Origin of the sequence: Vibrio sinaloensis, assembly GCF_023195835.1 — a bacterium.
GTDB classification, from domain to species: Bacteria; Pseudomonadota; Gammaproteobacteria; order Enterobacterales; family Vibrionaceae; genus Vibrio; species Vibrio sinaloensis_C.
Genome location: NZ_CP096199.1, coordinates 13512 through 37908, shown reverse-complemented (window position 1 = coordinate 37908; position 24397 = coordinate 13512). Strand labels below are relative to the sequence as shown.

Here is a 24397-nt window from a genome sequence, read left to right as displayed (position 1 = left end):
CTTTTTGATTAGTTAAACGAGAAAACGGTATGAAAATCATCATCCTTGGTGCAGGACAGGTTGGCGGTACACTGGCAGAGAACTTAGTCGGCGAGAATAACGACATTACCATCGTAGACCGAGACAGTGACCGCTTGCGTGAGCTACAAGATAAGTATGACCTGCGCGTCGTTAACGGCTACGCTAGCCACCCAGACGTTCTACGTGAAGCGGGCGCGCAAGATGCCGATATGTTGGTCGCAGTCACCAATATGGATGAAACCAATATGGCTGCCTGTCAGGTCGCTTTCTCGCTGTTTAACACCCCAAATCGTATCGCACGGATTCGTTCACCCCAGTATTTGGCCGAAAAAGAAGCCCTATTTCAATCTGGCGCGGTTCCGGTTGACCACTTGATTGCGCCGGAAGAGCTAGTGACTAGCTACATTGAGCGCTTGATTCAATACCCGGGCGCCCTGCAAGTGGTCAGTTTTGCCGAACAGAAAGTCAGTTTAGTGGCGGTCAAAGCCTACTATGGCGGCCCATTAGTCGGGAATGCCTTATCGGCGCTGCGTGAGCATATGCCGCACATCGATACTCGCGTCGCGGCGATATTCCGCCAAGGCCGTCCGATTCGACCGCAAGGCACCACCGTCATCGAAGCCGACGATGAGGTGTTTTTTGTCGCGGCCAGCAACCATATTCGCTCGGTGATGAGTGAGCTGCAGCGTCTGGAAAAACCTTATCGCCGCATCATGATTGTCGGCGGGGGCAACATCGGCGCCAGTCTCGCACGTCGTCTTGAGCACTCTTACAGCGTCAAACTGATTGAGCGCAGTTATCAGCGCGCCGAAAAGCTGTCTGAAGAGCTAGAAAACACCATCGTTTTCTGTGGAGACGCAGCAGACCAAGAGTTATTGACCGAGGAAAATATCGATCAGGTCGATGTGTTTATCGCCCTGACCAATGAAGACGAAACCAACATCATGTCTGCCATGTTGGCCAAGCGGATGGGCGCGAAAAAAGTGATGGTGTTGATCCAACGCGGCGCTTACGTAGACCTAGTACAGGGCGGCGTGATCGATGTGGCGATTTCGCCACAACAAGCCACGATATCGGCACTACTGACCCACGTTCGTCGTGCGGATATTGTCAACGTCTCTTCACTACGTCGCGGCGCCGCCGAAGCGATCGAAGCCATCGCTCATGGCGACGAAACCACGTCTAAGGTGGTTGGCCGTGCCATTGGTGACATTAAGCTTCCACCGGGTACCACCATCGGTGCGATTGTCCGCGGCGACGAAGTGCTGATCGCCCATGATAGAACGGTCATTGAGCAAGATGACCATGTGGTGATGTTCTTAGTGGACAAGAAGTACGTGCCCGACGTCGAGGCGCTATTCCAACCGAGCCCGTTCTTTTTGTAGGCCGAAGCCATGGTGAACTTCCGCCCAGTGCTCTTTGTGATAGGACTGGTCCTGTCAAAACTGGCGCTGTTTATGTACGTGCCGACCATAGTTGCCTTTGTGACTGGCAGCGCTGGCTTTCTCGAATTTGGCCAGTCAGTGCTGATCACCCACTTGGCCGCGTTTATCTGCTTAAGTATAGGCCGAACTAAGGCGTTCAAACTGAGTGTACGGGATATGTTCTTGATCACCAGTTTGGTGTGGATAATCACCAGCGCGTTCGCCGCCTTGCCCTTTGTGTTTATCAACCACATTAGCTTTACCGACGCCTACTTTGAAACCATGTCTGGCATTACCACCACAGGTTCTACTGTGCTGAGTGGGCTAGATAACATGGCGCCCAGTATCCTACTGTGGCGGTCAATTTTGCAGTGGCTCGGTGGCATTGGCTTTATCGTCATGGCCGTGGCGGTACTGCCGATGCTCAACGTCGGAGGGATGAAGCTATTCCATACCGAATCCTCCGACTGGTCAGATAAAAGCAGCCCAAGAGCCAAAACAGTGGCCAAGAATATCGTTACTGTCTATCTAGCGCTCACCGGCTTGTGCATCGTCGGCTACCTGCTAACGGGCATGAACCTGTTTGAAGCGATAAACCACGCTTTCACTACCCTATCGACCGGTGGTTACTCGACCTCCGACGGCTCAATGAACCATTTCTCCAACGGTGCACACTGGGTCGCGACTCTGTTTATGTTCCTCGGAGGTTTACCTTTCTTGTTATTTGTCGCCGCCATTCGCAAGCGCAGATTCCACGAGCTGCTTGATGATGCTCAGGTACGCGGTTTTAGCTACCTGTTTCTCATCTCTAGTTTGATTATCGCAGCCTGGTTGGTGATTCGTGATGGCTATGCGGTGCTTGATGCGTTGCGTGTGTCGATGTTCAACATCGTGTCTGTGGTGACCACCACAGGTTTTGGCTTAGAAGACTTCACCGCTTGGGGCGCACTGCCGACCACGCTATTTGCTTTTTTGATGATGGCCGGCGCGTGCTCCGGGTCAACCTCTGGCGGCATCAAAATATTCCGTTTTCAAATCGCAATGACACTGCTTAATAAACAAATGATGAAGCTGATTCACCCATCGGGGGTGTTTGTGCAGCGATACAATCAGCGTCCAGTCAACGACGATATTGTTCGCTCGGTGGTGGCTTTTGGTTTGACTTTCTTTATCACGATTATTGCCATTGCCGGTGGCCTCAGTGCAATGGGACTCGATCCGATCACCAGCATATCCGGCTCGATTACCGCAGTGGCGAATGTCGGCCCTGGTATGGGTAGCGTCATCGGCCCAACCGGTAACTTTGCCCCGCTACCTGATGCCGCTAAATGGTTGTTGAGCTTAGGTATGTTAATGGGGCGATTAGAGATCTTAACCTTACTGGTGCTCTTCTTTCCCGCTTTCTGGCGACGTTAAACAGGCTCGACATAGAGATAAATCGCCAAAAAGTGACAGGCGCATCCCGCCAGGACAAAGCCGTGCCAAATCGCATGGTTATATGGGATGCGTTTTGCGACATAAAAGATAACCCCGAGTGAGTAGATCACGCCACCTAGCGCCAACAAGGTTAATCCTCCGATCGACAAGGTGATCGCCAGTTGGTAAATCACTATCAGCGACAGCCAACCCATCAGCAAATACGTCACCAAAGACAACTTCTTAAAGCGGTAAACAAACGCCAGTTTCATCAAGATGCCAAACAGCGCAATCCCCCAGATGACGGCCATCAATCCCATTGCCAGCGGGGTGCGTAAGCTCACCAGCAAAAAAGGCGTGTAGCTGCCGGCGATCAACAAGTAGATAGCGCAGTGGTCAAAAGTCTTAAGCGCGCGTTTGGCTCGTTGATGAGGGATCGCGTGGTACAAGGTCGAAGCGAGAAACAACACAATCATACTTGCGCCGTAAATAGCCATACTGGTGATGGTTAATGCATCGGCATCGTGTTGATTGGCCTTCACCAAAAGCAGCACTAAACCAACAATACTTAACACCATGCCAATCGCATGGGTCAGCGTATTGGCAAACTCTTCCTTGGTACTGTACTGAGAGGCAGGGATAGCAGACATCAACACCATACTCCGAATCATGTTTAGAATAATGACTCAAGAGTATGGCATATTAAGCTTACACCTGTAAGCTGAAAGCGGTTAAATTTTGGTTAAGAGTGCTGGTCTAAATAGGCTAAGACTTGCTGACCGGCCTCTTGCGCTGAGGTGTGAAGCGGGATCGCCAGTTGACGTTTCAATTGGCCGATGCCAAGCAAGCTAGCAAGCATGCCTTTCGCTCCCTCACGGTGGCGATCTATCTCAAACCACATTTGCAACTCATCGTCGGTGCGGTACGCCACCACTTCTAATTCGCGCCAGCGGCCATGAAAAGGTCCGGTAGTCGGCACAAACTCAAACTCTTGAACAAACGGCAAAGCAAAGCCATCCACCTCTTCACACTCCACCTGACGAATACGCAGTCCTTGCTCCTCCAAAGCGGTAAAAATACCATCGAGTAGCGCATCTGGTCTCACGGTCAAAATATCGGTATCGGTTGGGTCTTTGGCCATCGCAATATCCAACCCTGTCTCTAACCATACTTTGGAGTCACCCACCGTAATCGGGGTGTTCCAAGGCACATCCAGCTCAACATTGAAATCGCGGGTCTCGCCAGGTTTGATGGTAAACGCATACGGCAGTGACCATTTGGCCAACGCATAGTTTGCCGGTACTCGACGCATTCTTCCGGCATTATTCTGACTCTTATCAGGGTCCGCGGGGACCTCTTTGATATAGCGACAATAGAGTTTGAGGTCGATGTTATCGATCTCTTGCTCGGTCGAGCCGCCATAAACATGAATGGTAATATTGACCTTTTGCCCCGGGTACAGCACTTCTTGCTGCAATACCGAATCGACTTTTGCAGAACCTATCCCAAAACTCGCCAAGGTTTTTTTGAATAACGACATACTTACCTCCGTGGCATCAACGAGACAATCTAGAGATGTCCATACTAATCTGCATCACCGTATCACGACTAGTGAGTTGTTCACATAATTGTAGTGGATTGACATCGATTATTTATCGACCAGTCAAACTGTTAGTGCTAATCTATTTATTGATATGCGTGCATATCGATAACCCTGATTAATTATTTGGATTGGCGTAAGCCAGAAAGAGCCAAACTTCAGCGATGAAGCTCAACTCATAGTTAATCAGGCCATTACATTGGCAATGGATATGCCTGACAGTTAGGTACCTTAATGCGCCCAACAGCAGTCAGGTTTTCGCACACCAACCGTAGTGCGATGCGCCGTCGCAGTGGCTTTGTCGCCGCTCCAATGGCAAAAAAATCTGCTCCGGCGATGACTTTGGTCGAGCAAGCAGCCGTAATGGCCACCGCTCCTGCCAAAGTTGTTCAAGCAGCTTAATACCAAACAGCATAAATATCCGATCACATATTTATCCCGCTTGGTAAAATTAAAAAGCGCAGTGCCCACTGCGCTTTTTTCTTACCTTCGATGGCTCAATTTGATACCTTTGGCTACAAATCATTATAAAAAATGTGGAGAAAGCCGATGAAATGCCATCGCATTGAAGAGTTACTCGAGCTGCTTGAGCCCGAGTGGCAAAAAGACCAAGAACTCAACCTGCTACAGATGATCGTTAAGCTTGCTCAAGAAGCGGGCTATGAGGGCAAACTAGAAGATCTGACAGACGATGTTCTTATTTACCATCTTAAAATGCGCAACAGTGACAAAGACGAAATGATTCCGGGCCTAAAGAAAGACCAAGAAGACGACTTTAAAACCGCCATTTTGCGTGCCCGTGGCCTGATCGACTAAACATTTATACGCTAAGTAAGCGACCTGTGGGTCGCTTTTTTTATATATAAATCGTTTTAAAACAAAAAACTGTTAGGCGATTTATTTATAGAACTGTTGTGCACTTTGTTGTTAAAGGTTGATAGCCTTAAAGAAATAAATTTGTTATCGGGTATATAATCGCCGTCCATAAGAACTTACTAAAATATAAAACCAGCACAATACCGAGCGAGAGCAATAGAAATCTCGCCATTTAGCCTTAAAAGGAAGCGTAATGAGTCGGGATAAAATTGATGTCAAAGATGTGACTCCCAAAACCTTTAACCCCAAGACCCACAAAACCAAAGGGGACAGGTTTAACCCTAGCAATCGAATCTATGTTCGCGAAAGTAAAGGAACATTTCAGAAACTACGTCGCTATGGAGGCTGGTTTTTATTGGTGCTGTTCGGCATGGTGCCATGGATCCCCTACGGCGATCGCCAAGCGATCTTGTTGGATATCGGCAACCAACAGTTTAACTTTTTTGGCACCACCCTCTATCCGCAAGATCTGACCTTACTCGCCCTGTTGTTTATGATAGCCGCCTTCGGTTTGTTCTTTCTCACCACCTTTTTAGGCCGTGTCTGGTGTGGCTACTTGTGTCCGCAAACCGTGTGGACCTTTATGTACATCTGGTTTGAAGAGAAACTGGAAGGCAGTGCCAACAAGCGTCGCAAACAAGACGCCAACAAGCTCACCTCGAATCTACTGATGCGTAAAGTGGCCAAACATGCCGCCTGGATTGCCATCGCTATCGCCACTGGCCTGACATTCGTCGGCTATTTTATTCCCGTCAAAGAGCTGGTTGTTGGGTTCTTTACCTTTGATGCCGCTTTCTGGCCGGTATTTTGGGTGCTGTTTTTTGCCGGCTGTACCTACGCCAACGCTGGCTGGATGCGCTCAATTGTGTGTGTTCATATGTGCCCGTATGCGCGTTTCCAATCTGCGATGTTCGATAAAGACACCTTTATTGTCGGTTACGACAGCAAACGTGGTGAAACTCGTGGACCTCGTTCGCGCAAAGCCGATCCCAAAGCACTCGGTTTAGGGGATTGTATCGACTGTGACTTGTGCGTGCAGGTGTGTCCGACCGGTATTGATATTCGCGACGGCCTGCAGTATGAGTGCATAAACTGTGGCGCTTGTATTGATGCCTGTGATCAGACCATGGAGCGCATGGGTTATGAAAAAGGGCTGATTAGCTATACCACTGAGCATCGTCTCTCTGGCAAACACACTAAAGTCGCGCGGCCGAAACTGCTCGGTTATGGCGCTGTGTTGTTGGTGATGATTGGTCTGTTCTTCGTCCAAGTGGCGAGTGTCGACCCTGCGGGTTTGAGCGTACTGCGCGACCGAAATCAGCTATTTAGAGTCAATGGCATGGGCGAAGTCGAAAACACTTACACGCTCAAGATCATCAACAAAACTCAGCGAGCACAAGAGTATCGCCTCAGCGTCGAGGGGCTCAGCGATGTCTCATGGTACGGCAAGCAAACTATCCAAGTCGCCCCAGGCGAAGTGCTTAACTTGCCAATGAGTTTGGGCGTCAATCCAGACAATCTTAGCTCTCCGGTTTCCACAATTCAGTTTATACTCTCGGATAGCCAAGACTTCTCTACTGCTGTCGAAAGCCGTTTCATTAAGAAACTGTAATCACCAGCACACTAATGGAAAGGGGTTCAGCAATGAACCCCTTTTATTTTATGACCGAACACGCTTTTAACTTTGATGCTTTAACCCCCGACTTTATGTGGTACGCGCTGGAAAGCATCGGCATTCGCGCTGAATCTGGCTTTCTTGCGCTCAATAGCTATGAAAACCGGGTCTACCAATTTAGCGATGAAGAGCGCCAACGCTACGTAGTCAAATTTTACCGACCCGAGCGCTGGAGTCAGGCGCAAATACAAGAAGAGCATGACTTTACCCTAGAGCTTATCGAGTCGGAGATCCCTGTGGCTCCGCCAATTCGCATCAACGGCGACACCTTACATCATTACCAAGGCTACCTGTTTGCCCTTTTTGCCAGTGTGGGTGGACGTCAATTTGAAGTGGACAACTTTGACCAACTTGAAGGTGTGGGCCGCTTTTTAGGCCGAATCCATAAAGTGGGCGAAAAACAGACTTTCCAGCATCGCCCGACCATAGGTCTGGAAGAGTACCTTTATCAGCCACGTAACTTGCTGCAACAATCTGCGTTTATTCCAAGTCATCTTGAAAACGCTTTTTTTAGCGACCTTGATCTGCTAATCCAATCTCTTGAAAACCACTGGAGTGAATCTAGTCAGTTAATCCGCTTGCATGGTGACTGCCATCCCGGCAATATTTTGTGGCGAGATGGCCCGATGTTTGTCGATCTGGATGATTCGCGCAATGGGCCAGCGGTGCAAGATTTATGGATGCTATTAAGCGGGGAGCGTCATGAAAAGCTGGCGCAACTGGATACGATTCTGGAAGCCTATCAAGAATTTTGTGATTTTGATGTTAATCAATTGAAACTAATTGAGCCTTTACGCGGTCTACGGATGGTGCACTATATGGCATGGTTAGCAAAAAGGTGGCACGATCCTGCATTTCCTATCGCCTTCCCCTGGTTTAATGATCCAAAATATTGGGAAAGTCAGGTGCTTGGGTTTAAAGAGCAGATATCCGCGCTCAACGAGCCGCCTTTGTCTTTAATGCCTCAGTGGTAACCAAGCCGAATCAATGGAGTAAAAATATAATGAAAAAGCTGTTTACACTTGTTATCTCGCTGATGCTGAGCTTCGCCGCTCACGCAGAAGCATTTAAAGAAGGCCAACACTATCAGGTTCTCGACCTTGAACCATCGACCAAACCGACAGTCACCGAATTTTTTTCGTTCTACTGTCCTCATTGCAACAGCTTCGAGCCATTGATCAAGAATTTGAAAACCAAGCTGCCAGAAGGGGTGAAGCTACAGAAAAATCACGTCTCTTTCATGGGTGGCAATATGGGTCTATCGATGAGCAAGGCATACGCCACTATGGTGTCGTTAAAGGTTGAAGACAAAATGTCAGCGGTGATGTTCAATCGCATCCACAACATGAACAAAGCGCCAAAGAACGACGAAGAGCTGCGTCAAATCTTTATCGATGAAGGCATTGATGGTAAGAAGTTTGATAATGCGTTCAACGGTTTTGCCGTTGATTCCATGGTGCGCCGCTTTGACAAAAAATTCAAAGACTCTGGCATTCAAGGCGTTCCTTCAGTGGTAGTCAACAACCGCTACCTAGTACAAGCTCGCTCAGCAGAAGAGTTTTACCAAATCGTCGACTTCCTACTGAAAAAGTAAAGCCGACCAGACTAAAGGGAGCACCTGCTCCCTTTAGCGTCGATAGATCTGTTTCAGCTGACTATCTTTTTCTTGCCAAATCCCACCAAGCCATTGCTGAAACTGCCTTTTGTAAGGCTTATCATCAAAGTAATTGCCCAGTACCCGTTCATCCACCGGCAACAATCGGGTCCGCACCACTATCTTGGTCATCCGCCCCATCAGCATATCTTTAAACGGTTTATTGGTATTGTCTGGATATGCCAAGGTCACATCAATGATGTTATCAAACTGCTCGCCCATTGCCGCCAAGGTGTAAGCAATCCCTCCGGTTTTGGGTTGTAGTAGGTATTGATACCCAGCCTTGCTGTTGCACTGTTTATCCTCGGTAAAACGGGTACCTTCAACATAGTTCACCACCGTGGTTGGGGTATGTTTAAACTTGGCACACGAGCGGCGCGTGGTCGCTAAATCTTGGCCACGCTTCTCTGGATGGCGGATCAAATACTCACGCGAGTAGCGGCGCATAAACGGCATATCGAGCGCCCAACAGGCCATACCGATAAAGGGCACATACAATAGCTGCTGTTTAAGAAAGAACTTCGGCATCGGAATGCGATCTTTAAACACGCAACATAACACTACGATATCTGTCCAGCTTAAATGGTTGCTGATCATCAGATACCAGCCATTCTTGTTCAGCGCCTCTCCTCCTTGAACGTCCCATTCAACCGGGTTGGAGATATTTAAAATCACAGCGTTAATCGTGGCCCACAACCACATCACCTTGTTTGCCACTTGAGTCGCAGCAGATTTGAGTCTGTCGCCTGGCAATAACAGCTTGATCACAGCGACCAAACAGATAGCAACTGAGCATACTGCCGAGTTAATAATGACTAAACAAACATTCAAGAATAGGAGTAAATGTGCCAACATAGCGCTTAAAAGTGAGATTAATTAGAAATTTAACCAATTCTTCGTACGAAGAATAAAACAGCGTGTAAGTATACAAGCCAACGCCAAGTTTGAAACAAATCAAACGATGGTCCGAGTAGTTTGTCGCATCTAACCAGATGAGGTTCAGCCTAACAAGGTCACCAGGGAGAATGGAAATGCCAACCAAACCGATATTTTTTGCACTTGCGCTATTATCTAGCCCACTCGCTTTTGCCCAACTGTCCGACTCTGCGGGCATCAGTGGCGAGATCTCACTGAGTGCAGGTTATATATCCTCAAGCTCCAATTTCAATACCGATAATGACGCGATCATTAGCGACAACAACCAAAAAGCGCCAAGCGATAGCAAATTTTTACCTCTGCCGCTAGGCAACATTGCCTTTACCTTTGGTCAAGGGTTAGATAAACAGCTCTATGCCGGTACGTCGCGCGAAGACATCGCCATTGGTACCTTAGCGCTTGAGCTCGGCTTCAAGCAGAAATTAGCCAACGGAACAGTCATTGATATCTCCTACCTACCGACCATTATGTCTGGTGAAACATGGGCCGATCCATTTGTGGTCGGTTCACCACGCACTACCACCGACGAACAAGGCAACGCTTATCGACTAAAGCTGTCGAACATTGCAGGTTCAGGCTTTACCTTGGACACAGCAATCGCACAGCAAGAGATTGATAACGAACGATCTGGCCTTGATTCGGGTTATAACGCCAGCTTACTCAACCGCAACGCCGACAAGCTGTATGTCAAAGGCAGTTTCCGCCTCTTCTTAAGCCGCAGTACGTTCCTAGTTCCCTCTATCAGCTATCTAGAATCAGACGCCAAAGGAGATGCGCATTCGTTTAACGCTTGGAGCGGTGAATTATCACTATTTCAACGCTTTGACCGCCACCAGTTGGCACTCACAGCCAGTTATACTGACCTTAGCTATGAGGCGGTTCATCCGGTGTACAGCCTCACTCGTGATGACAATGATTTAAGCTTTTTTGCCGCTTACGAGTTCCAGCAGTTGATGGGGTGGCGCAATCTCTCTTTTGTCTCGTTCGCAGGTTACGGGCAAACAGATTCGAATATCCAGTTCTATGATAGCGAACAGCTTATTCTCTCTGGTGGTATCAACTTGAAGTTCTAATCATCTTGGTCCACCTGCGCAAGCTTAGTTAAACCGCTTGCGCAGTTAATTGCCGCAGCAGCCTATCCATCGAGCGATAGCCAAGTGCCTCCGCTAGATGGTGGCGCTCGATGTCGGCGCCGCCCTCTAAATCGGCAATGGTTCGGGCCACCTTAATGATGCGATGGTAGGCCCGAATCGATAAACCCAAACGGTGCAGCGCACTCTCCAAGAACTCCGCGTCTTGCTTATGCAATGGGCAGTAGGTCTCTATTTCTCGACTGCCTAGCAGAGCATTCACCTTACCAGCGCGAGACAACATGGTTGCTCGCGCCGTCAGAACGCGCTGGCGAACCACCTCCGTAGGCTCTCCTCGGTCGCCCCCTTCTGCTAACGTGCCTTTAGGCAAAGCAGGGATCTCCAACGACATGTCAAACCGGTCCAACAGCGGCCCCGACAAACGGCTTAAATAGCGCAATATCGATTGTGGGTTTACCCGTGATTGATTGCCTTCATAGTAACCTGTCGGGCTGGGGTTGAGCGCACCAACTAACTGAAATCGAGCCGGAAAACGGGTTTTGCCTTGAGCGCGAGAAATGATGATCTCCCCAGATTCCAGTGGTTCACGCAACGAATCGAGTACTTTGCGTTCGAATTCGGGCATCTCATCGAGAAACAATAATCCATTGTGAGCCAAAGAGATCTCTCCCGGCCGAGGGATGGAGCCGCCGCCAACCAACGCCGCCATCGAACTGGAATGATGCGGTGCGCGAAACGGGCGCGACTTCCAATTGTGCTCATTGATCTCTTGCTGCGTCAGCGATGCCACCGATGCGGTCTCTAGCGCTTCTTGATCGCTCATTTCCGGCAGTAAATCGCACAGCCTCGACGCCAGCATGGTTTTTCCGGTGCCTGGTGGGCCTAAAAACAACAAGTTATGGTTGCCTGCCGCCGCAATCTCTAACGCTCGCTTACCTTGCTGCTGTCCGATAATGTCTTGCAAGTCACGGGAAGACGAACCGGTTTTCTCAGGCACGAGACTGGGGTGCAGTCCCAAACGCTGCTGCCCCGCTAAATCGGCGCACACCTCGAGCAAACTCTGTGCAGATTTATGTCTATCGCGGCCAACCAACGCCGCTTGCCCACTGTTATCCATCGGCACCACCAACTGCCTTTGGGCATGATTGGCCGCCAATGCAGCAGGCAACACCCCTTTAACTCGGCGCAACTCACCTGACAACGCTAATTCACCAACAAACTCTTGATGATGCAAATCACTGAGCGGGATCTGCTCTGACGCAGCCAAAATACCCAACGCAATCGGCAAATCAAATCGCCCTCCCTCTTTGGGTAAATCTGCGGGCGCCAAATTGACCGTAATCCGCTTTGCGGGAAACTCAAAGCGGGAATTAATGATGGCACTACGCACTCGATCGCGCGACTCTTTAACCGTCGTCTCTGGCAAACCGACCAAAGTAAAACCAGGCATCCCATTACTAATGTGTACTTCCACCGTCACTGATGGCGCTTCAACCCCGACACAAGCTCGGCTGTGAATCACTGCTAACCCCATAGTGAAATCATCTTGTGGTTGAACATTATTTATCCCCTTGATAGTTCATTTAATTTGTTATCAAGGTTGTTATATAGCTTGCTCAGATGCTTAGAGAATGTGAAAAAAGAATGAGTTTTTGCTTGTCATTTAACGGAATTGTGTGTTACCACTAGAGACGCAAACAATTTCGTGCCTTATTAGGCAAACACAACACAAGAAATAACAATGAATATCAACGCCCGCTTCAACGCACTGATTGCCCTGATTATCGTGGTCATTATTGACACCGCGCGGGGTCTAGTGGGCGAAAGATAGCCACAGAATAGAAAAAACCCCCGCACTGAAAAGTCCGGGGGTTTTTTTACAATTAGTACGCTGAAAATTTTGGCTGACATAGAAACTAAGCTCAAGAAAACCAAGAGCAGACAGGAAGAATGGGAGCGCACATGACGTGCAACACAACACAAAACCAAACTAGGGACAGCCGAGGAGGTGCACGATGACTGGAGCCGAGTTAGTCGTAGCGGCACTTCACCAACAAGGAATTAAAACCGTTTTCGGTTACCCAGGCGGAGCCATCATGCCCATCTATGATGCGCTGTATGATGGTGGCGTTGAGCACATCCTCTGCCGCCACGAACAAGGCGCAGCCATGGCGGCCATAGGGATGGCGCGTTCAACCCAAGATGTCGCGGTCTGCATGGCGACTTCTGGCCCTGGGGCAACCAACCTAGTGACCGGCCTTGCCGACGCCTTTATGGACTCTATCCCTCTTGTTGCCATTACCGGGCAAGTCGCCAGTTCTCATATCGGCACCGACGCTTTCCAAGAGATGGATGTGATCGGCATGTCGCTCTCCTGTACCAAACACAGTTACCTCGTGACCGACATCAACGAGCTTGCCCCAACTCTGGCAGAAGCCTTTGAAGTCGCAAAAACCGGTCGCCCTGGCCCAGTGATTGTCGATATCGCCAAAGATGTTCAACTCGCTCAAGCGCCAGTCACCACGCTACCTGGTTTTACCCCACCTGCGATGCCTGTTGCCGAGCAAAGCGCCATTTCTCAAGCGCAGCAACTGCTGTCACAAAGCTCTCGTCCAGTTCTCTATGTAGGTGGTGGAGTTCAGCTTGGTCATGCGACCGATTCAGTACGTGAGTTCCTACGCCTCAATCCCATGCCTTCTGTCAGCACCCTAAAGGGGCTTGGCACGATTGAACGCCATGATCCGCATTATCTCGGCATGCTCGGCATGCACGGTACCAAAGCAGCGAACTTAGTGGTTCAAGAGTGTGATCTGTTGATTGCGGTTGGCGCTCGTTTTGATGACCGAGTGACCGGAAAGCTCGATACCTTTGCGCCAAACGCCAAAGTGATTCACATCGATGTCGATGCCGCAGAAATCCACAAACTGCGCCAAGCCAATGCCCCAGTTCGCGGCGAGATCCCAACCATCTTGCCACAACTGGAGTTAGTGCAAGATATTACCCCTTGGCTCAAACACAGCGAGAGCCTGCGCAGCGGCTTTAAGTGGCGTTACGACCATCCAGGAGAGCTCATCTACGCCCCTGGTCTACTGAAGCAACTGTCCGACCTAATGCCAGACAGCTCGATTGTGTCTACCGATGTTGGCCAACACCAGATGTGGGCAGCGCAGCATATTCAGCCGCGCAATCCACAAAACTTCATCACCTCGGCAGGTCTTGGCACTATGGGCTTTGGTTTACCTGCCGCCATGGGCGCGGCAGTGGCACGTCCTGGAGACCAATCGATTCTCATTACCGGTGATGGCTCATTTATGATGAATGTGCAAGAACTTGGCACCCTCAAGCGTCGCCAGATCCCGGTAAAAATCGTCCTGCTCAACAATCAGCGCTTGGGTATGGTCCGTCAGTGGCAATCACTGTTCTTTGATGGCCGCCACAGCGAGACGATTCTTGATGACAACCCTGACTTTGTCATGCTAGCCAAAGCTTTTGATATTCCTGGCAAAACCATCACCAAAAAAGAAGAAGTTGAGCCAGCGCTAAAAGAGATGCTAGAAAGTAACACCTCATACTTACTTCATGTTTTAATCGACGAAGAAGAAAACGTATGGCCGCTTGTACCACCTGGTGCATCGAACAACGATATGCTGGAGAACACCTAACATGGAAAGATATCTCATCGACATCAAAGCAGACGATAAACCGGTACTGTTAGAACGTGTTCTACGTGTGGTTCGCCACCGCGGCTTCATTGTCAAGCAAGTGGCGGGGACTCAGAACCACGAAAGCAAGATTGCCAGCGTTGAAATCATCGTCGACAGTGACCGCCCTATCTCATTCCTCACCAACCAAATTGAAAAGCTGTGGGATGTGCGCACTGTTGAAGTCACGCAAATTGCGAATGACGAACTCCCAAATAACAACTTACAACAAAAAATTTGTGCATAAGGAAGGCAATAAATGGCTACAAAAACAGCAGACTACATTTGGTTTAACGGTGAAATGGTTCCATGGGCAGAAGCCAACGTTCACGTTTTAACCCACGCGATGCACTACGGCACTTCCGTTTTTGAAGGCGTGCGCTGTTACAACACACCAAAAGGTCCGATTGTCTTCCGTCACCTTGAGCACGCTAAGCGTCTAAAAGACTCGGCAAAAATCTATCGCTTCCCGATTCCATACACGGTAGAGGAAATCATGGAAGCGACCCGCGAAACCCTACGTCAAAACAAACTTGAGAGTGCCTACATTCGCCCGCTGGGCTTTGTGGGTAATGTGGGTTTAGGCGTGTGCCCACCGGTTGGTACCGAAATGGACCTGATCATCGCCGCTTTCCCTTGGGGTTCATACCTAGGTGAAGAAGCCTTAGAAAAAGGCGTGGATGCGATGATCTCCAGCTGGAACCGTGCGGCACCGAATACTATCCCAACAGCAGCAAAAGCTGGGGGTAACTACCTATCGTCACTACTGGTTGGTGGTGAAGCACGCCGCCACGGTTATGATGAAGGTATCGCACTCAGCGTTGATGGTTACCTATCTGAAGGTGCGGGCGAAAACATCTTCGTCATTAAAGATGGAGTGATCACCACACCACCAGCCACCAGCGCCATCCTACCGGGTATCACACGTGACTCGATCATGACATTAGCTCGAGATCGTGGTTACGAAGTCCGTGAAGCGAACATCGCGCGCGAAGCCCTATACCTAGCCGACGAAGTCTTTATGACCGGTACCGCAGCAGAGGTCGTTCCTGTTGCCACTATCGATAAAATTGAAGTTGGCAGTGGTAAACGTGGCCCGATCACCAAAGAGCTCCAAGAAGCTTACTTCGGCCTATTTAATGGCACCACTGAAGATAAATGGGGTTGGCTCGATTACGTTTACCCACAAGACGCAGACAAAGCCTAGACAGCACCGGCAAATATAGGAAGTAACACAATGCCAAAATACAGATCCGCAACCACAACACATGGACGCAATATGGCCGGTGCGCGCGCTTTATGGCGTGCCACCGGCGTAAAAGACGAAGATTTCGGTAAACCAATCATCGCCGTGGTGAACTCATTCACCCAGTTTGTTCCAGGCCACGTGCACCTGAAAGACATGGGCCAACTGGTTGCAGGCGAAATCGAAAAAGCAGGCGGTATCGCCAAAGAATTTAACACCATTGCCGTTGATGACGGCATCGCGATGGGCCATGGCGGCATGCTGTACTCACTGCCATCACGTGAACTGATCGCCGACTCCGTCGAGTACATGGTGAATGCCCACTGCGCGGATGCCATGGTATGTATCTCGAACTGTGACAAAATCACTCCGGGAATGCTGATGGCGTCGATGCGCCTAAACATTCCTGTGATTTTCGTTTCTGGCGGCCCGATGGAAGCGGGTAAAACCAAACTTTCTGATCAGATCATCAAACTCGACCTTGTTGATGCGATGATCCAAGGCGCCGACCCGAAAGTCTCAGATGAGCAAAGTGAGCAAATTGAGCGCAGTGCCTGTCCAACCTGTGGCTCATGTTCAGGTATGTTTACCGCCAACTCGATGAACTGTCTCACTGAAGCACTCGGTCTTTCTCAGCCAGGTAACGGCTCAATGCTAGCAACGCACGCAGACCGCGAGCAGCTGTTTATCAATGCCGGTAAACGCATTGTTGAACTGACTAAACGTTACTACGAGCAAGACGACGAATCGGCATTGCCACGCAGCATCGCTACCTTTGATGCGTTTGAAAATGCGATGGCACTGGATATCGCCATGGGCGGCTCAACCAACACCATTTTGCACCTACTGGCCGCCGCGCAAGAGGGTGAAGTGGACTTCGATATGGAAGATATCGATCGCCTGTCGCGCCAAGTACCACACCTATGTAAAGTGGCGCCTTCTACTCAGAAATACCATATGGAAGATGTACACCGCGCTGGTGGTGTTATGGCGATTCTTGGTGAACTTGACCGCGCAGGCCTGCTGCACAATAACGCGCGCACGGTACTGGGTCTGTCAATGAAAGAGCAGCTCGCCAAATACGACATCATGCAAACGGAAGACGAAGCCGTGCTTAAGTTCTTCCGCGCAGGCCCGGCGGGTATTCGTACCACTAAAGCCTTCTCTCAAGATTGTCGCTGGGATCGCCTTGATGATGACCGCGCTGAAGGCTGCATCCGCTCGATCGATAACGCTTTCTCGCAAGAAGGTGGCCTAGCGGTGCTTTCAGGCAATATCGCCCTAGATGGCTGTATCGTTAAGACGGCCGGCGTGGATGAAAGCATCCATAAGTTTACCGGTCCTGCGGTTGTGTTTGAGAGCCAAGAGGATGCGGTAGAGGGCATCTTAGGCGGCAAAGTCAAAGCTGGCGACGTGGTGGTGATCCGCTACGAAGGCCCGAAAGGGGGTCCGGGCATGCAAGAAATGCTCTACCCAACCACTTACCTCAAATCCATGGGTCTTGGTAAAGAGTGTGCACTGCTAACTGACGGCCGTTTCTCTGGTGGTACTTCTGGCCTGTCTATCGGTCACGCATCGCCAGAAGCGGCGAACGGCGGCGCGATCGGCTTGGTGAAAGAGGGTGACATGATCGCCATCGACATTCCAAACCGTTCTATCTCACTACAAGTGTCTGAGCAAGAGCTTGCTGAGCGCCGAGCGAAACAAGACCAGTTAGGCTGGAAACCGGTTGACCGTCAACGTGAGGTTTCATTCGCACTTAAAGCGTACGCGAGTATGGCGACCAGTGCAGACAAAGGCGCGGTACGAGATAAATCTAAGCTAGAGGGCTAAAGATGACTCTGACCAAACAAACTGGCGCAGATTACCTGCGCCAGATCTTAAGAGCCCCTGTCTATGAAGTGGCCACGGTCACCCCACTGCAAGAGATGCCTCGCCTCGCAGCGCGCATTGGCAACCATGTGCAAATCAAGCGTGAAGATCGCCAGCCGGTGCACTCGTTTAAGCTGCGCGGCGCGTACAACATGGTCGCGAGCCTGACGGATGAACAAAAAGCGGCGGGCGTGATTGCGGCATCAGCAGGCAACCATGCTCAAGGGATGGCGCTGTCGGGGACTAAGCTGGGTATCAAAACCACGATTGTGATGCCAAAGACGACCCCAGATATCAAAGTCGAGGCGGTACGCGGTTTTGGCGGCAACGTGGTGCTGCACGGCAGTAATTTTGATGAAGCGAAAGCCGAAGCCGAGCGCTTATCAGCCGAACATGGCTACACTTTTGTCCCTCCATTCGATCATCCGTTGGTCATTGCGGGCCAAGGGACAATTGGTATGGAGATGCTGCAGCAAAACGGTCATCTTGATTACATTTTTGTCCCCGTTGGTGGTGGTGGCTTAGCCGCAGGTGTCGCGGTACTGGTGAAACAGCTGATGCCTGAAATCAAAGTGATTGCCGTCGAACCAGAGGACTCTGCGTGTCTCAAAGCAGCGCTCGATGCAGGCGAGCCTGTGGTTCTCGATCAAGTGAGCATGTTTGCCGATGGCGTTGCGGTTAAGCGCATTGGCGAAGAGACCTTCCGTCTGTGCCAAAAATACATTGATGGCCATATCTCGGTTTCCAGTGATGAAATTTGCGCAGCAGTCAAAGATATCTTTGAAGACACTCGTGCGATTGCTGAGCCATCCGGAGCACTGGCACTGGCTGGTCTGAAGAAGTTTGCCGAACAAAATGGGCTTAAGGATAAAAACCTAGGGACCGTCTTATCCGGGGCCAACACTAACTTCCACGGTCTACGCTATGTGTCTGAGCGCTGTGAGTTGGGTGAAAAGCGTGAAGGCTTACTGGCAGTAACGATTCCTGAGCGACAAGGCGCGTTCTTTGAGTTTTGTAATCTGATCGGTGGCCGAGCAGTGACCGAATTTAACTACCGCTACAACGATGACTCACTGGCCAATATTTTTGTCGGTGTGCGTCTGCTAGGCGGTCAAGAAGAACTCGATCATATCATTCACGACTTACGTGATGGCGGCTATCCGGTGGTTGATCTGTCGGATGATGAGATGGCCAAACTGCACGTGCGCTACATGATTGGCGGGAAGCCCTCGAAACCGCTTAAAGAGCGTTTGTACAGCTTTGAGTTCCCAGAATACCCAGGCGCATTGCTCAAGTTCTTGAGCACCTTAGGTACCCATTGGAATATCAGCCTATTCAACTACCGCAATCATGGCGCGGATTACGGACGAGTATTGTGTGGCTTTGAACTGGACGAGTCGGATTTATCTCGATTTTCAGCGCATTTACGCGAGCTAGGTTACCAATGTAAGGATGAAACCGACAATCCATCCTACAAGTTCTTCCTTTCCTAACATCTCAAGCCCTTAACTTTTTGCTTTAAGGGCTTTTCTTTTTTCGATCCCGTTCACGTACTGCTGCTCATTAAGCCTTGGCTAAAATGCGTGATACGCATAGATATAATGCTAAAGTTTCATTTTAGTCATGCCAATTTTAAGTCTACACTCTAAGCCAGTTGTTAATTTGCTGCTCTATTTGTGGAGACCACCTATGTTTAACGCACTGATTCTAAACCAAGAAGACAAACGTACTATCGCAACTATCGAACAGATCGATGACGCGCAACTGCCAGAAGGTGAAGTACTGATTGATGTCGATTACTCATCTCTCAACTACAAAGACGGCTTAGCCATTACCGGCAAAGGCAAAATTATCCGCAACTTTCCCATGGTGCCAGGTATTGATCTTGCGGGAACCGTCGTCAGTTCAGAGGATGAACGCTACCAAGCAGGTGACAAGGTCGTCCTCACGGGTTGGGGCGTGGGTGAAAACCACTGGGGCGGCATGGCGCAGCGCGCGCGGCTAAAAGCAGACTGGCTGGTACCACTTCCTAAAGGCCTCGACAGCAAAAAAGCGATGATGGTCGGTACCGCAGGCTTCACTGCAATGCTCTGTGTTCAAGCCATCATTGATGGCGGCGTTAAACCAGAAGACGGTGAAATTCTAGTGACAGGCGCCAGTGGGGGTGTTGGCTCAGTAGCGGTGACGCTGCTATCAACACTAGGCTATAAAGTGGCAGCGGTCACTGGTCGCGTGGAGCAAAACGGTCCACTACTAGAGAAGCTTGGTGCCAAGCGCATTATCGACCGGGTCGAGTTTGAAGAACCAGCGCGCCCACTCGAAAAACAAGTTTGGGCAGGTGCGGTGGATACCGTCGGCAGCAAGGTGCTGGCTAAAGTGTTGGCGCAGATGGATTACAACAGCGTAGTTGCCGCATGCGGTCTGGCGGGTGGTTTTGACCTGCCTACCACTGTCATGCCATTCATCCTACGTAACGTTCGTTTGCAAGGTGTCGATTCGGTCATGTGCCCAACCGAGAAACGCATCGCCGCGTGGGAAAAATTGGTTGAGCTACTACCAGAGAGCTACTTTGAGCAAGCATGTACAGAAGTAGAACTAGCCGAAGCAGCAAAATACGCAGAAGACATCACCAATGGCCAAGTCACGGGTCGCGTGGTGATTAAGCTATAGATTAGCCTCGGCACAAATAACCTGTATTGACATTGCGGACAAGTATGCGCAGAAAGAGCTCTGCACTGGTCGACAAGAATCGCGACTCTCAAGCGACTTGGGAAGCAGTGTTAATTCAGGTTATCTAGAAACGCAGCCACTCAATAAGTCAATCTAACCCAATATCCTCAATCCGCTTGGCAATCAAGCGACTACACTCTTCCTTTACGATCCCACGTAGCCATTCCTGAGCAGGCGAATGCTCACAACGAGGATGCCAAATCATCGAGTAATCAAACGGCGTAAACTGAAAAGGTAGTGGCTTAATGACCAAGTCGTAACGCTCTGCAACTAGATACGCTAAATCAGCAGGGACGGTAATGATCAGCGGCATGGTATCGACAATCGCTAACGCCGCTTCCAAATGATAGGCACGCAGTACCATTTTACGCTTGGGCTGATCCACCAGCGCCCCTTCAATTAACGCTTTTACGCCATCGCTGATGGCAATCATCGCATGTGGGTAGGTGAGATAATCCGCCAGACTCATCTCACTCTGCGCCAGTGGGTGCTGCTTTGACAGTAAGCAAAGCACGCCAACTCGTCCTAAAATCTCACTACGCAATGGTTCGACCGGCCCCATCGGACGGCAAATCGCAAGGTCGGCGTTTTCATAGGTCAGCTGATCGGCCAATCTGTCATGTTGCAGAGGTAAAAAGTTGAACGACACATTAGGCGCTTCTTGATAGATTCGTGGCAGAGCAAACGGCAAGATAGTCTGCATCGCATAGTCTGTGGTCGCAATGGTGAAGGTTTGGTCGCAGCGACTAGGTTCAAACTCAACCGGAGAGAGCAATAGTCTTAACGACTCCAAAGGCTCGCCTAGCAAACGGTCAATTTCCAGCGCTTTCTCGGTTGGGATCAGGTGCTGCCCTTGGCGAGTAAACAGAGGGTCGTCAAGCAAATCACGTAATCGCCCCAGCACTCGGCTCATCGCCGATTGACTCAAATTTAGACGATGGGCTGCTTTACTGACGCTGCACTCCTCAATCAGCACTCGCAGAGCGACCAGCAAATTAAGATCGCGTCGATAAATATCTTCTAGTTCCACATCTAACCATGTTGTTTGTCTGGGGATAAGCCGATTGTACCTTTTTCAGGCAAAAAAAATCCCGCTTTTCAGCGGGGAAGCCCAAGAAAACTGGGGATAGTGTCGGAATGTAGTTGAGCGTAGTGATATAAAAACGGTAACAGTTGGAAGGGCCGTTAACCGTTTTCTTGCTCTTCAGATGCGCTCGGCCAGCGATGCATCTCGAGCCAAATCCCTACCACCGTAGCGGCCATGCCGAGCAATGGCATGAACGACGATGATTCTGCTGGTGAACGTAGCACAAGAGCACAGAATGAGATAAAACACAGCACTGAATAGATAGTGAGTCGATCTAAAACTGTCACAATATCTGCCCTCTCGTTCAAGATGTTACCAACTTGTTAACTAAGTTAAAACAAAATGATCACTTTGCCAAGGGGTTATTGAATATTTTTTCTTCACGGGTATCATCTAGGCCTAATTGAGTAACCAAAGACACGACCATGACATTCAACCCAGAGCAGGCAAATCAAACGCTCGAGGCGCAAGGACTTCGCTGCCCAGAGCCAGTAATGATGGTCAGGAAGACAATTCGCAACATGCAAGATGGTGAGGTATTACTGGTTAACGCCGATGATCCATCCACCACACGCGACATTCCCAGTTTCTGTCGCTTTATGGATCATCAGTTGATTGGTTCGCAAACCGACCAACTGCCATACCAATATCTGATAAAGAAAGGGATGGCTTAGTGCCATGTAGATAGAATAACGGCAGCCTTTTGGCTGCCGTTTGTTTATTCATCATATTCTAGCGTTCGCACTTCCGACTGTAGCTTGGTGATCTGCTTTTGCATTGCCCGCATCTCCTCATGCATCGGGATAATGTGCTCAGCGCGAATCCAGGCCTCGACTGTCAGTCCAGTCAAAATAAACGACCCTGCGACAATCGGTAGCCACATATCGGTCAGCACCATCGCTAATAGACATAGCGCCAAACCAAAGGTGAACAAGTAACTCTGACTGCGTGGGGTCATCCCCATATAACGTGTAAGCATAAGCTTGCCCTCTCGCTATCATTCACAGTGTTAAATTAGCATGGCGATAGAGGCGCGAATAGGTCAGCGATCACGTCTCAGAGCGAATGTTTGTCTCGGCTATAACGCAGGCCAAACAAGCTAACTCGTTCTGTTTACTCCGATTATCTGCAACAGCCTTTAAAACAGCGCCGCCCCTACCGCCAGAGCAACAAACAGCAACGCGGTGACTTTACGGATAAGATCCAGTGGCATCTTATCCGCGGAGAGTTTACCGATCACCACTACAGGGACATTGGCTAACAGCATTCCTATCGTGGTGCCGAGCACCACCAAAGTCAGTGCATCGGCATACTGCGCCCCCAGAATCGACGTGGCAATCTGGGTCTTATCGCCAATTTCTGCGACAAAAAACGCAATGAAGCTGGCAATAAACGGACCTCGGTTGGAAATCTGTTCATCGTCATCCAACTTATCGGGGATCAGGACCCAAGCGGCCATCGCGATAAAGCTCACCACCAGCACCCATTTCAACACTTGCGGCGATAAGTAATCTGCGACCACCACACCTAACCAAGCCGCCAAGGCATGATTGGCAATCGTGGCTAAAAAGATGGCTGCAATAATAGGAATAGGTTTGCGGTATCGGCTGGCTAGCAACAGCGACAACAGTTGGGTTTTATCACCAATTTCCGCCAAGGCGACGGTAGTGATTGAGATAGCTAAAACGCTCACGACTTGCTCTTAAGAGGCAGGGATTATTATTTAAACCAAAGACAAACCTCACGCCCCGCCTCGGTTCGTGATGATTTGTCTAAGGTCTTGCTAAACAAAGCGACATGGTTGTAGTGTAGTGCCGCGCTTTGTCTCGAACGCCATGATGATTTGGCATCAATTATGTTGACGAACGAACCGATTATCCCAGTGTTGATAATTCAGTAAGCTACTCCCCAAAGACGGCGAAATTCTATCCGTCTCTCGCGCGTATCTCAAGTACTAAAGTGCAGATTTACTCCCTTTTAAGAAAATTTGGTTATATAAGGCAAAAAATTTCTATTAAAGGAGATTTTTGCCTAGCAATTAATCATGATTAGCCCTACTCCCAAGGCGAATATCTCGTTATACTTGATTGTTATTTTTTCTCTATTTTAGACACCACTTTTACTTAAAGAATCGCGCGAATTACTATGCAAAAATACGATATCAAAACCTTCCAGGGAATGATCCTCGCGCTGCAGGATTACTGGGCACAAAATGGTTGTACCATTGTTCAACCACTAGATATGGAAGTAGGTGCGGGCACGTCTCACCCAATGACCTGTCTACGTGCACTTGGCCCAGAGCCAATGTCGACCGCTTACGTACAACCTTCACGTCGCCCGACCGATGGCCGTTACGGTGAAAACCCAAACCGCCTTCAGCACTACTACCAGTTCCAAGTAGCGCTAAAACCGTCTCCAGACAATATTCAAGAGTTGTACCTTGGCTCCCTTGAAGTTCTTGGTATTGACCCACTGGTTCACGATATTCGCTTCGTGGAAGACAACTGGGAAAACCCAACGCTCGGCGCTTGGGGCCTTGGTTGGGAAGTGTGGCTAAACGGCATGGAAGTGACTCAATTTACCTACTTCCAGCAAGTGGGTGGCCTAGAGTGTAAACCAGTAACAGGTGAGATCACTTACGGTATCGAACGTCTGGCTATGTACATCCAAGAAGTCGATTCTGTGTACGATCTGGTTTGGAACGTCGCACCAGACGGCTCAAACGTCACTTACGGTGATATTTTCCACCAAAACGAAGTCGAGCAATCAACTTACAACTTTGAGCACGCTGACGTTGAGTTCCTATTCGGCTTCTTCGAACAATGTGAGAAAGAGTGTAAAGAGCTGCTTGAGCTTGAAAAACCACTGCCGCTGCCGGCTTACGAACGCATTCTGAAAGCAGGCCACGCATTCAACCTGTTAGACGCACGTAAAGCGATTTCTGTGACTGAACGTCAACGTTACATCCTGCGTATCCGCAACCTGACTAAATCGGTTGCAGAAGCCTACTACGCATCGCGCGAAGCACTTGGCTTCCCAATGTGTAAAAAAGATCAAGCGTAAGGAGT

The 24397-nt window shown here is 49.6% G+C and carries 24 protein-coding genes and 1 riboswitch; of the genes, 16 read left to right on the top strand and 8 right to left on the bottom strand.

Annotated elements, in window-relative coordinates; all coding sequences use genetic code 11:
• Positions 1 to 29 precede the first annotated feature (29 nt).
• Both trkA and MTO69_RS00160 read left to right on the top strand, forming a co-directional pair.
• Positions 30 to 1406: a Trk system potassium transporter TrkA gene (gene trkA, locus MTO69_RS00165; protein ID WP_176287075.1), complete on the top strand. Its 1377-nt coding sequence runs from the start codon at positions 30 to 32 to the stop codon at positions 1404 to 1406.
• Between the two features lie 9 nt (positions 1407 to 1415).
• Entirely contained in the window at positions 1416 to 2861 is a 1446-nt protein-coding gene (locus tag MTO69_RS00160; RefSeq protein ID WP_248330049.1) for a TrkH family potassium uptake protein, read from the top strand.
• Here MTO69_RS00160 and trhA read toward each other — a convergent pair.
• Positions 2858 to 3511 (bottom strand): PAQR family membrane homeostasis protein TrhA, encoded by a 654-nt coding sequence (trhA, locus tag MTO69_RS00155; RefSeq protein WP_248330047.1) that lies wholly within the window; start codon positions 3509 to 3511, stop codon positions 2858 to 2860. The genes MTO69_RS00160 and trhA overlap by 4 nt on opposite strands.
• 92 nt (positions 3512 to 3603) lie before the next feature.
• Entirely contained in the window at positions 3604 to 4401 is a 798-nt protein-coding gene (locus MTO69_RS00150; protein WP_248330045.1) for a sporulation protein, read from the bottom strand.
• A gap of 294 nt (positions 4402 to 4695) precedes the next feature.
• On the opposite strand from MTO69_RS00150, the gene MTO69_RS00145 reads away from it, so the two are divergent.
• The 5 genes from MTO69_RS00145 to MTO69_RS00125 all read left to right on the top strand — a co-directional run bounded on the left by MTO69_RS00145 (position 4696) and on the right by MTO69_RS00125 (position 8606).
• The gene (locus MTO69_RS00145; RefSeq protein WP_248330043.1) at positions 4696 to 4863 is read left to right on the top strand and encodes a hypothetical protein; all 168 of its coding nucleotides are present in this window, start codon (positions 4696 to 4698) and stop codon (positions 4861 to 4863) included.
• Positions 4864 to 5010: 147 nt separating this feature from the next.
• Positions 5011 to 5277, top strand: a complete 267-nt coding sequence (locus MTO69_RS00140; protein WP_171325391.1) for a YihD family protein — start codon at positions 5011 to 5013, stop codon at positions 5275 to 5277.
• A 253-nt stretch (positions 5278 to 5530) separates the two neighbouring features.
• On the top strand, positions 5531 to 6949 hold the full coding sequence (gene ccoG / locus MTO69_RS00135) for a cytochrome c oxidase accessory protein CcoG (protein ID WP_248330041.1): 1419 nt from the start codon (positions 5531 to 5533) through the stop codon (positions 6947 to 6949).
• Positions 6950 to 6999: 50 nt separating this feature from the next.
• Positions 7000 to 7986 (top strand): serine/threonine protein kinase, encoded by a 987-nt coding sequence (locus MTO69_RS00130; protein WP_248334482.1) that lies wholly within the window; start codon positions 7000 to 7002, stop codon positions 7984 to 7986.
• Positions 7987 to 8015: 29 nt separating this feature from the next.
• Positions 8016 to 8606 carry a thiol:disulfide interchange protein DsbA/DsbL gene (locus MTO69_RS00125; RefSeq protein ID WP_248330039.1) on the top strand — a complete coding sequence of 197 codons (591 nt, stop codon included), beginning with the start codon at positions 8016 to 8018 and terminating at the stop codon, positions 8604 to 8606.
• A 33-nt stretch (positions 8607 to 8639) separates the two neighbouring features.
• Here MTO69_RS00125 and MTO69_RS00120 read toward each other — a convergent pair whose 3' ends face one another.
• On the bottom strand, positions 8640 to 9521 hold the full coding sequence (locus MTO69_RS00120) for an acyltransferase (protein ID WP_248330037.1): 882 nt from the start codon (positions 9519 to 9521) through the stop codon (positions 8640 to 8642).
• A 176-nt stretch (positions 9522 to 9697) separates the two neighbouring features.
• On the opposite strand from MTO69_RS00120, the gene MTO69_RS00115 reads away from it, so the two are divergent.
• Positions 9698 to 10675, top strand: a complete 978-nt coding sequence (locus MTO69_RS00115) for a DUF2860 domain-containing protein (RefSeq protein ID WP_248330035.1) — start codon at positions 9698 to 9700, stop codon at positions 10673 to 10675.
• Between the two features lie 28 nt (positions 10676 to 10703).
• Here MTO69_RS00115 and MTO69_RS00110 read toward each other — a convergent pair whose 3' ends face one another.
• Positions 10704 to 12227, bottom strand: coding sequence for a YifB family Mg chelatase-like AAA ATPase (locus MTO69_RS00110; protein WP_248330034.1), 1524 nt, complete (start codon positions 12225 to 12227; stop codon positions 10704 to 10706).
• 481 nt (positions 12228 to 12708) lie between these two features.
• Here MTO69_RS00110 and ilvG point away from each other — a divergent pair, with 481 nt between their 5' ends.
• The 6 genes from ilvG (at position 12709) to MTO69_RS00080 (ending at position 20182) form a co-directional block, all read left to right on the top strand.
• The gene (gene ilvG / locus MTO69_RS00105) at positions 12709 to 14355 is read left to right on the top strand and encodes an acetolactate synthase 2 catalytic subunit (protein ID WP_248330032.1); all 1647 of its coding nucleotides are present in this window, start codon (positions 12709 to 12711) and stop codon (positions 14353 to 14355) included.
• Between the two features lies 1 nt (position 14356).
• Positions 14357 to 14641, top strand: coding sequence for an acetolactate synthase 2 small subunit (ilvM, locus tag MTO69_RS00100; protein WP_248330030.1), 285 nt, complete (start codon positions 14357 to 14359; stop codon positions 14639 to 14641).
• A 12-nt stretch (positions 14642 to 14653) separates the two neighbouring features.
• Entirely contained in the window at positions 14654 to 15601 is a 948-nt protein-coding gene (gene ilvE, locus MTO69_RS00095; RefSeq protein ID WP_248330028.1) for a branched-chain-amino-acid transaminase, read from the top strand.
• A gap of 30 nt (positions 15602 to 15631) precedes the next feature.
• Positions 15632 to 17473: a dihydroxy-acid dehydratase gene (gene ilvD, locus MTO69_RS00090; protein ID WP_248330026.1), complete on the top strand. Its 1842-nt coding sequence runs from the start codon at positions 15632 to 15634 to the stop codon at positions 17471 to 17473.
• A gap of 2 nt (positions 17474 to 17475) precedes the next feature.
• Complete coding sequence (gene ilvA / locus MTO69_RS00085; protein ID WP_248330024.1) at positions 17476 to 19005, top strand: threonine ammonia-lyase, biosynthetic; 1530 nt, start codon at positions 17476 to 17478, stop codon at positions 19003 to 19005.
• 196 nt (positions 19006 to 19201) lie between these two features.
• Positions 19202 to 20182, top strand: coding sequence for an MDR family oxidoreductase (locus MTO69_RS00080; RefSeq protein WP_248330022.1), 981 nt, complete (start codon positions 19202 to 19204; stop codon positions 20180 to 20182).
• Positions 20183 to 20330: 148 nt separating this feature from the next.
• Here MTO69_RS00080 and MTO69_RS00075 read toward each other — a convergent pair whose 3' ends face one another.
• Positions 20331 to 21272 carry a LysR family transcriptional regulator gene (locus tag MTO69_RS00075; protein WP_248330020.1) on the bottom strand — a complete coding sequence of 314 codons (942 nt, stop codon included), beginning with the start codon at positions 21270 to 21272 and terminating at the stop codon, positions 20331 to 20333.
• 155 nt (positions 21273 to 21427) lie between these two features.
• The gene (locus tag MTO69_RS00070; protein ID WP_248334481.1) at positions 21428 to 21619 is read right to left on the bottom strand and encodes a hypothetical protein; all 192 of its coding nucleotides are present in this window, start codon (positions 21617 to 21619) and stop codon (positions 21428 to 21430) included.
• Between the two features lie 135 nt (positions 21620 to 21754).
• Between MTO69_RS00070 and tusA the strand changes: the two genes are divergently transcribed.
• A complete protein-coding gene (tusA, locus tag MTO69_RS00065; RefSeq protein ID WP_248330018.1) occupies positions 21755 to 22003 on the top strand; it encodes a sulfurtransferase TusA in 249 nt (82 codons plus the stop codon).
• A gap of 44 nt (positions 22004 to 22047) precedes the next feature.
• On the opposite strand, the gene MTO69_RS00060 is transcribed toward tusA, so the two are convergent.
• Positions 22048 to 22308: a hypothetical protein gene (locus MTO69_RS00060; protein ID WP_248330016.1), complete on the bottom strand. Its 261-nt coding sequence runs from the start codon at positions 22306 to 22308 to the stop codon at positions 22048 to 22050.
• A 159-nt stretch (positions 22309 to 22467) separates the two neighbouring features.
• Positions 22468 to 23022, bottom strand: a complete 555-nt coding sequence (locus tag MTO69_RS00055; protein ID WP_248330014.1) for a TMEM165/GDT1 family protein — start codon at positions 23020 to 23022, stop codon at positions 22468 to 22470.
• Between the two features lie 33 nt (positions 23023 to 23055).
• Positions 23056 to 23251: riboswitch (yybP-ykoY riboswitch) on the bottom strand.
• Positions 23252 to 23474: 223 nt separating this feature from the next.
• Between MTO69_RS00055 and glyQ the strand changes: the two genes are divergently transcribed.
• On the top strand, positions 23475 to 24392 hold the full coding sequence (gene glyQ / locus MTO69_RS00050; protein WP_248330012.1) for a glycine--tRNA ligase subunit alpha: 918 nt from the start codon (positions 23475 to 23477) through the stop codon (positions 24390 to 24392).
• The last annotated feature ends 5 nt before the right edge of the window (positions 24393 to 24397 follow it).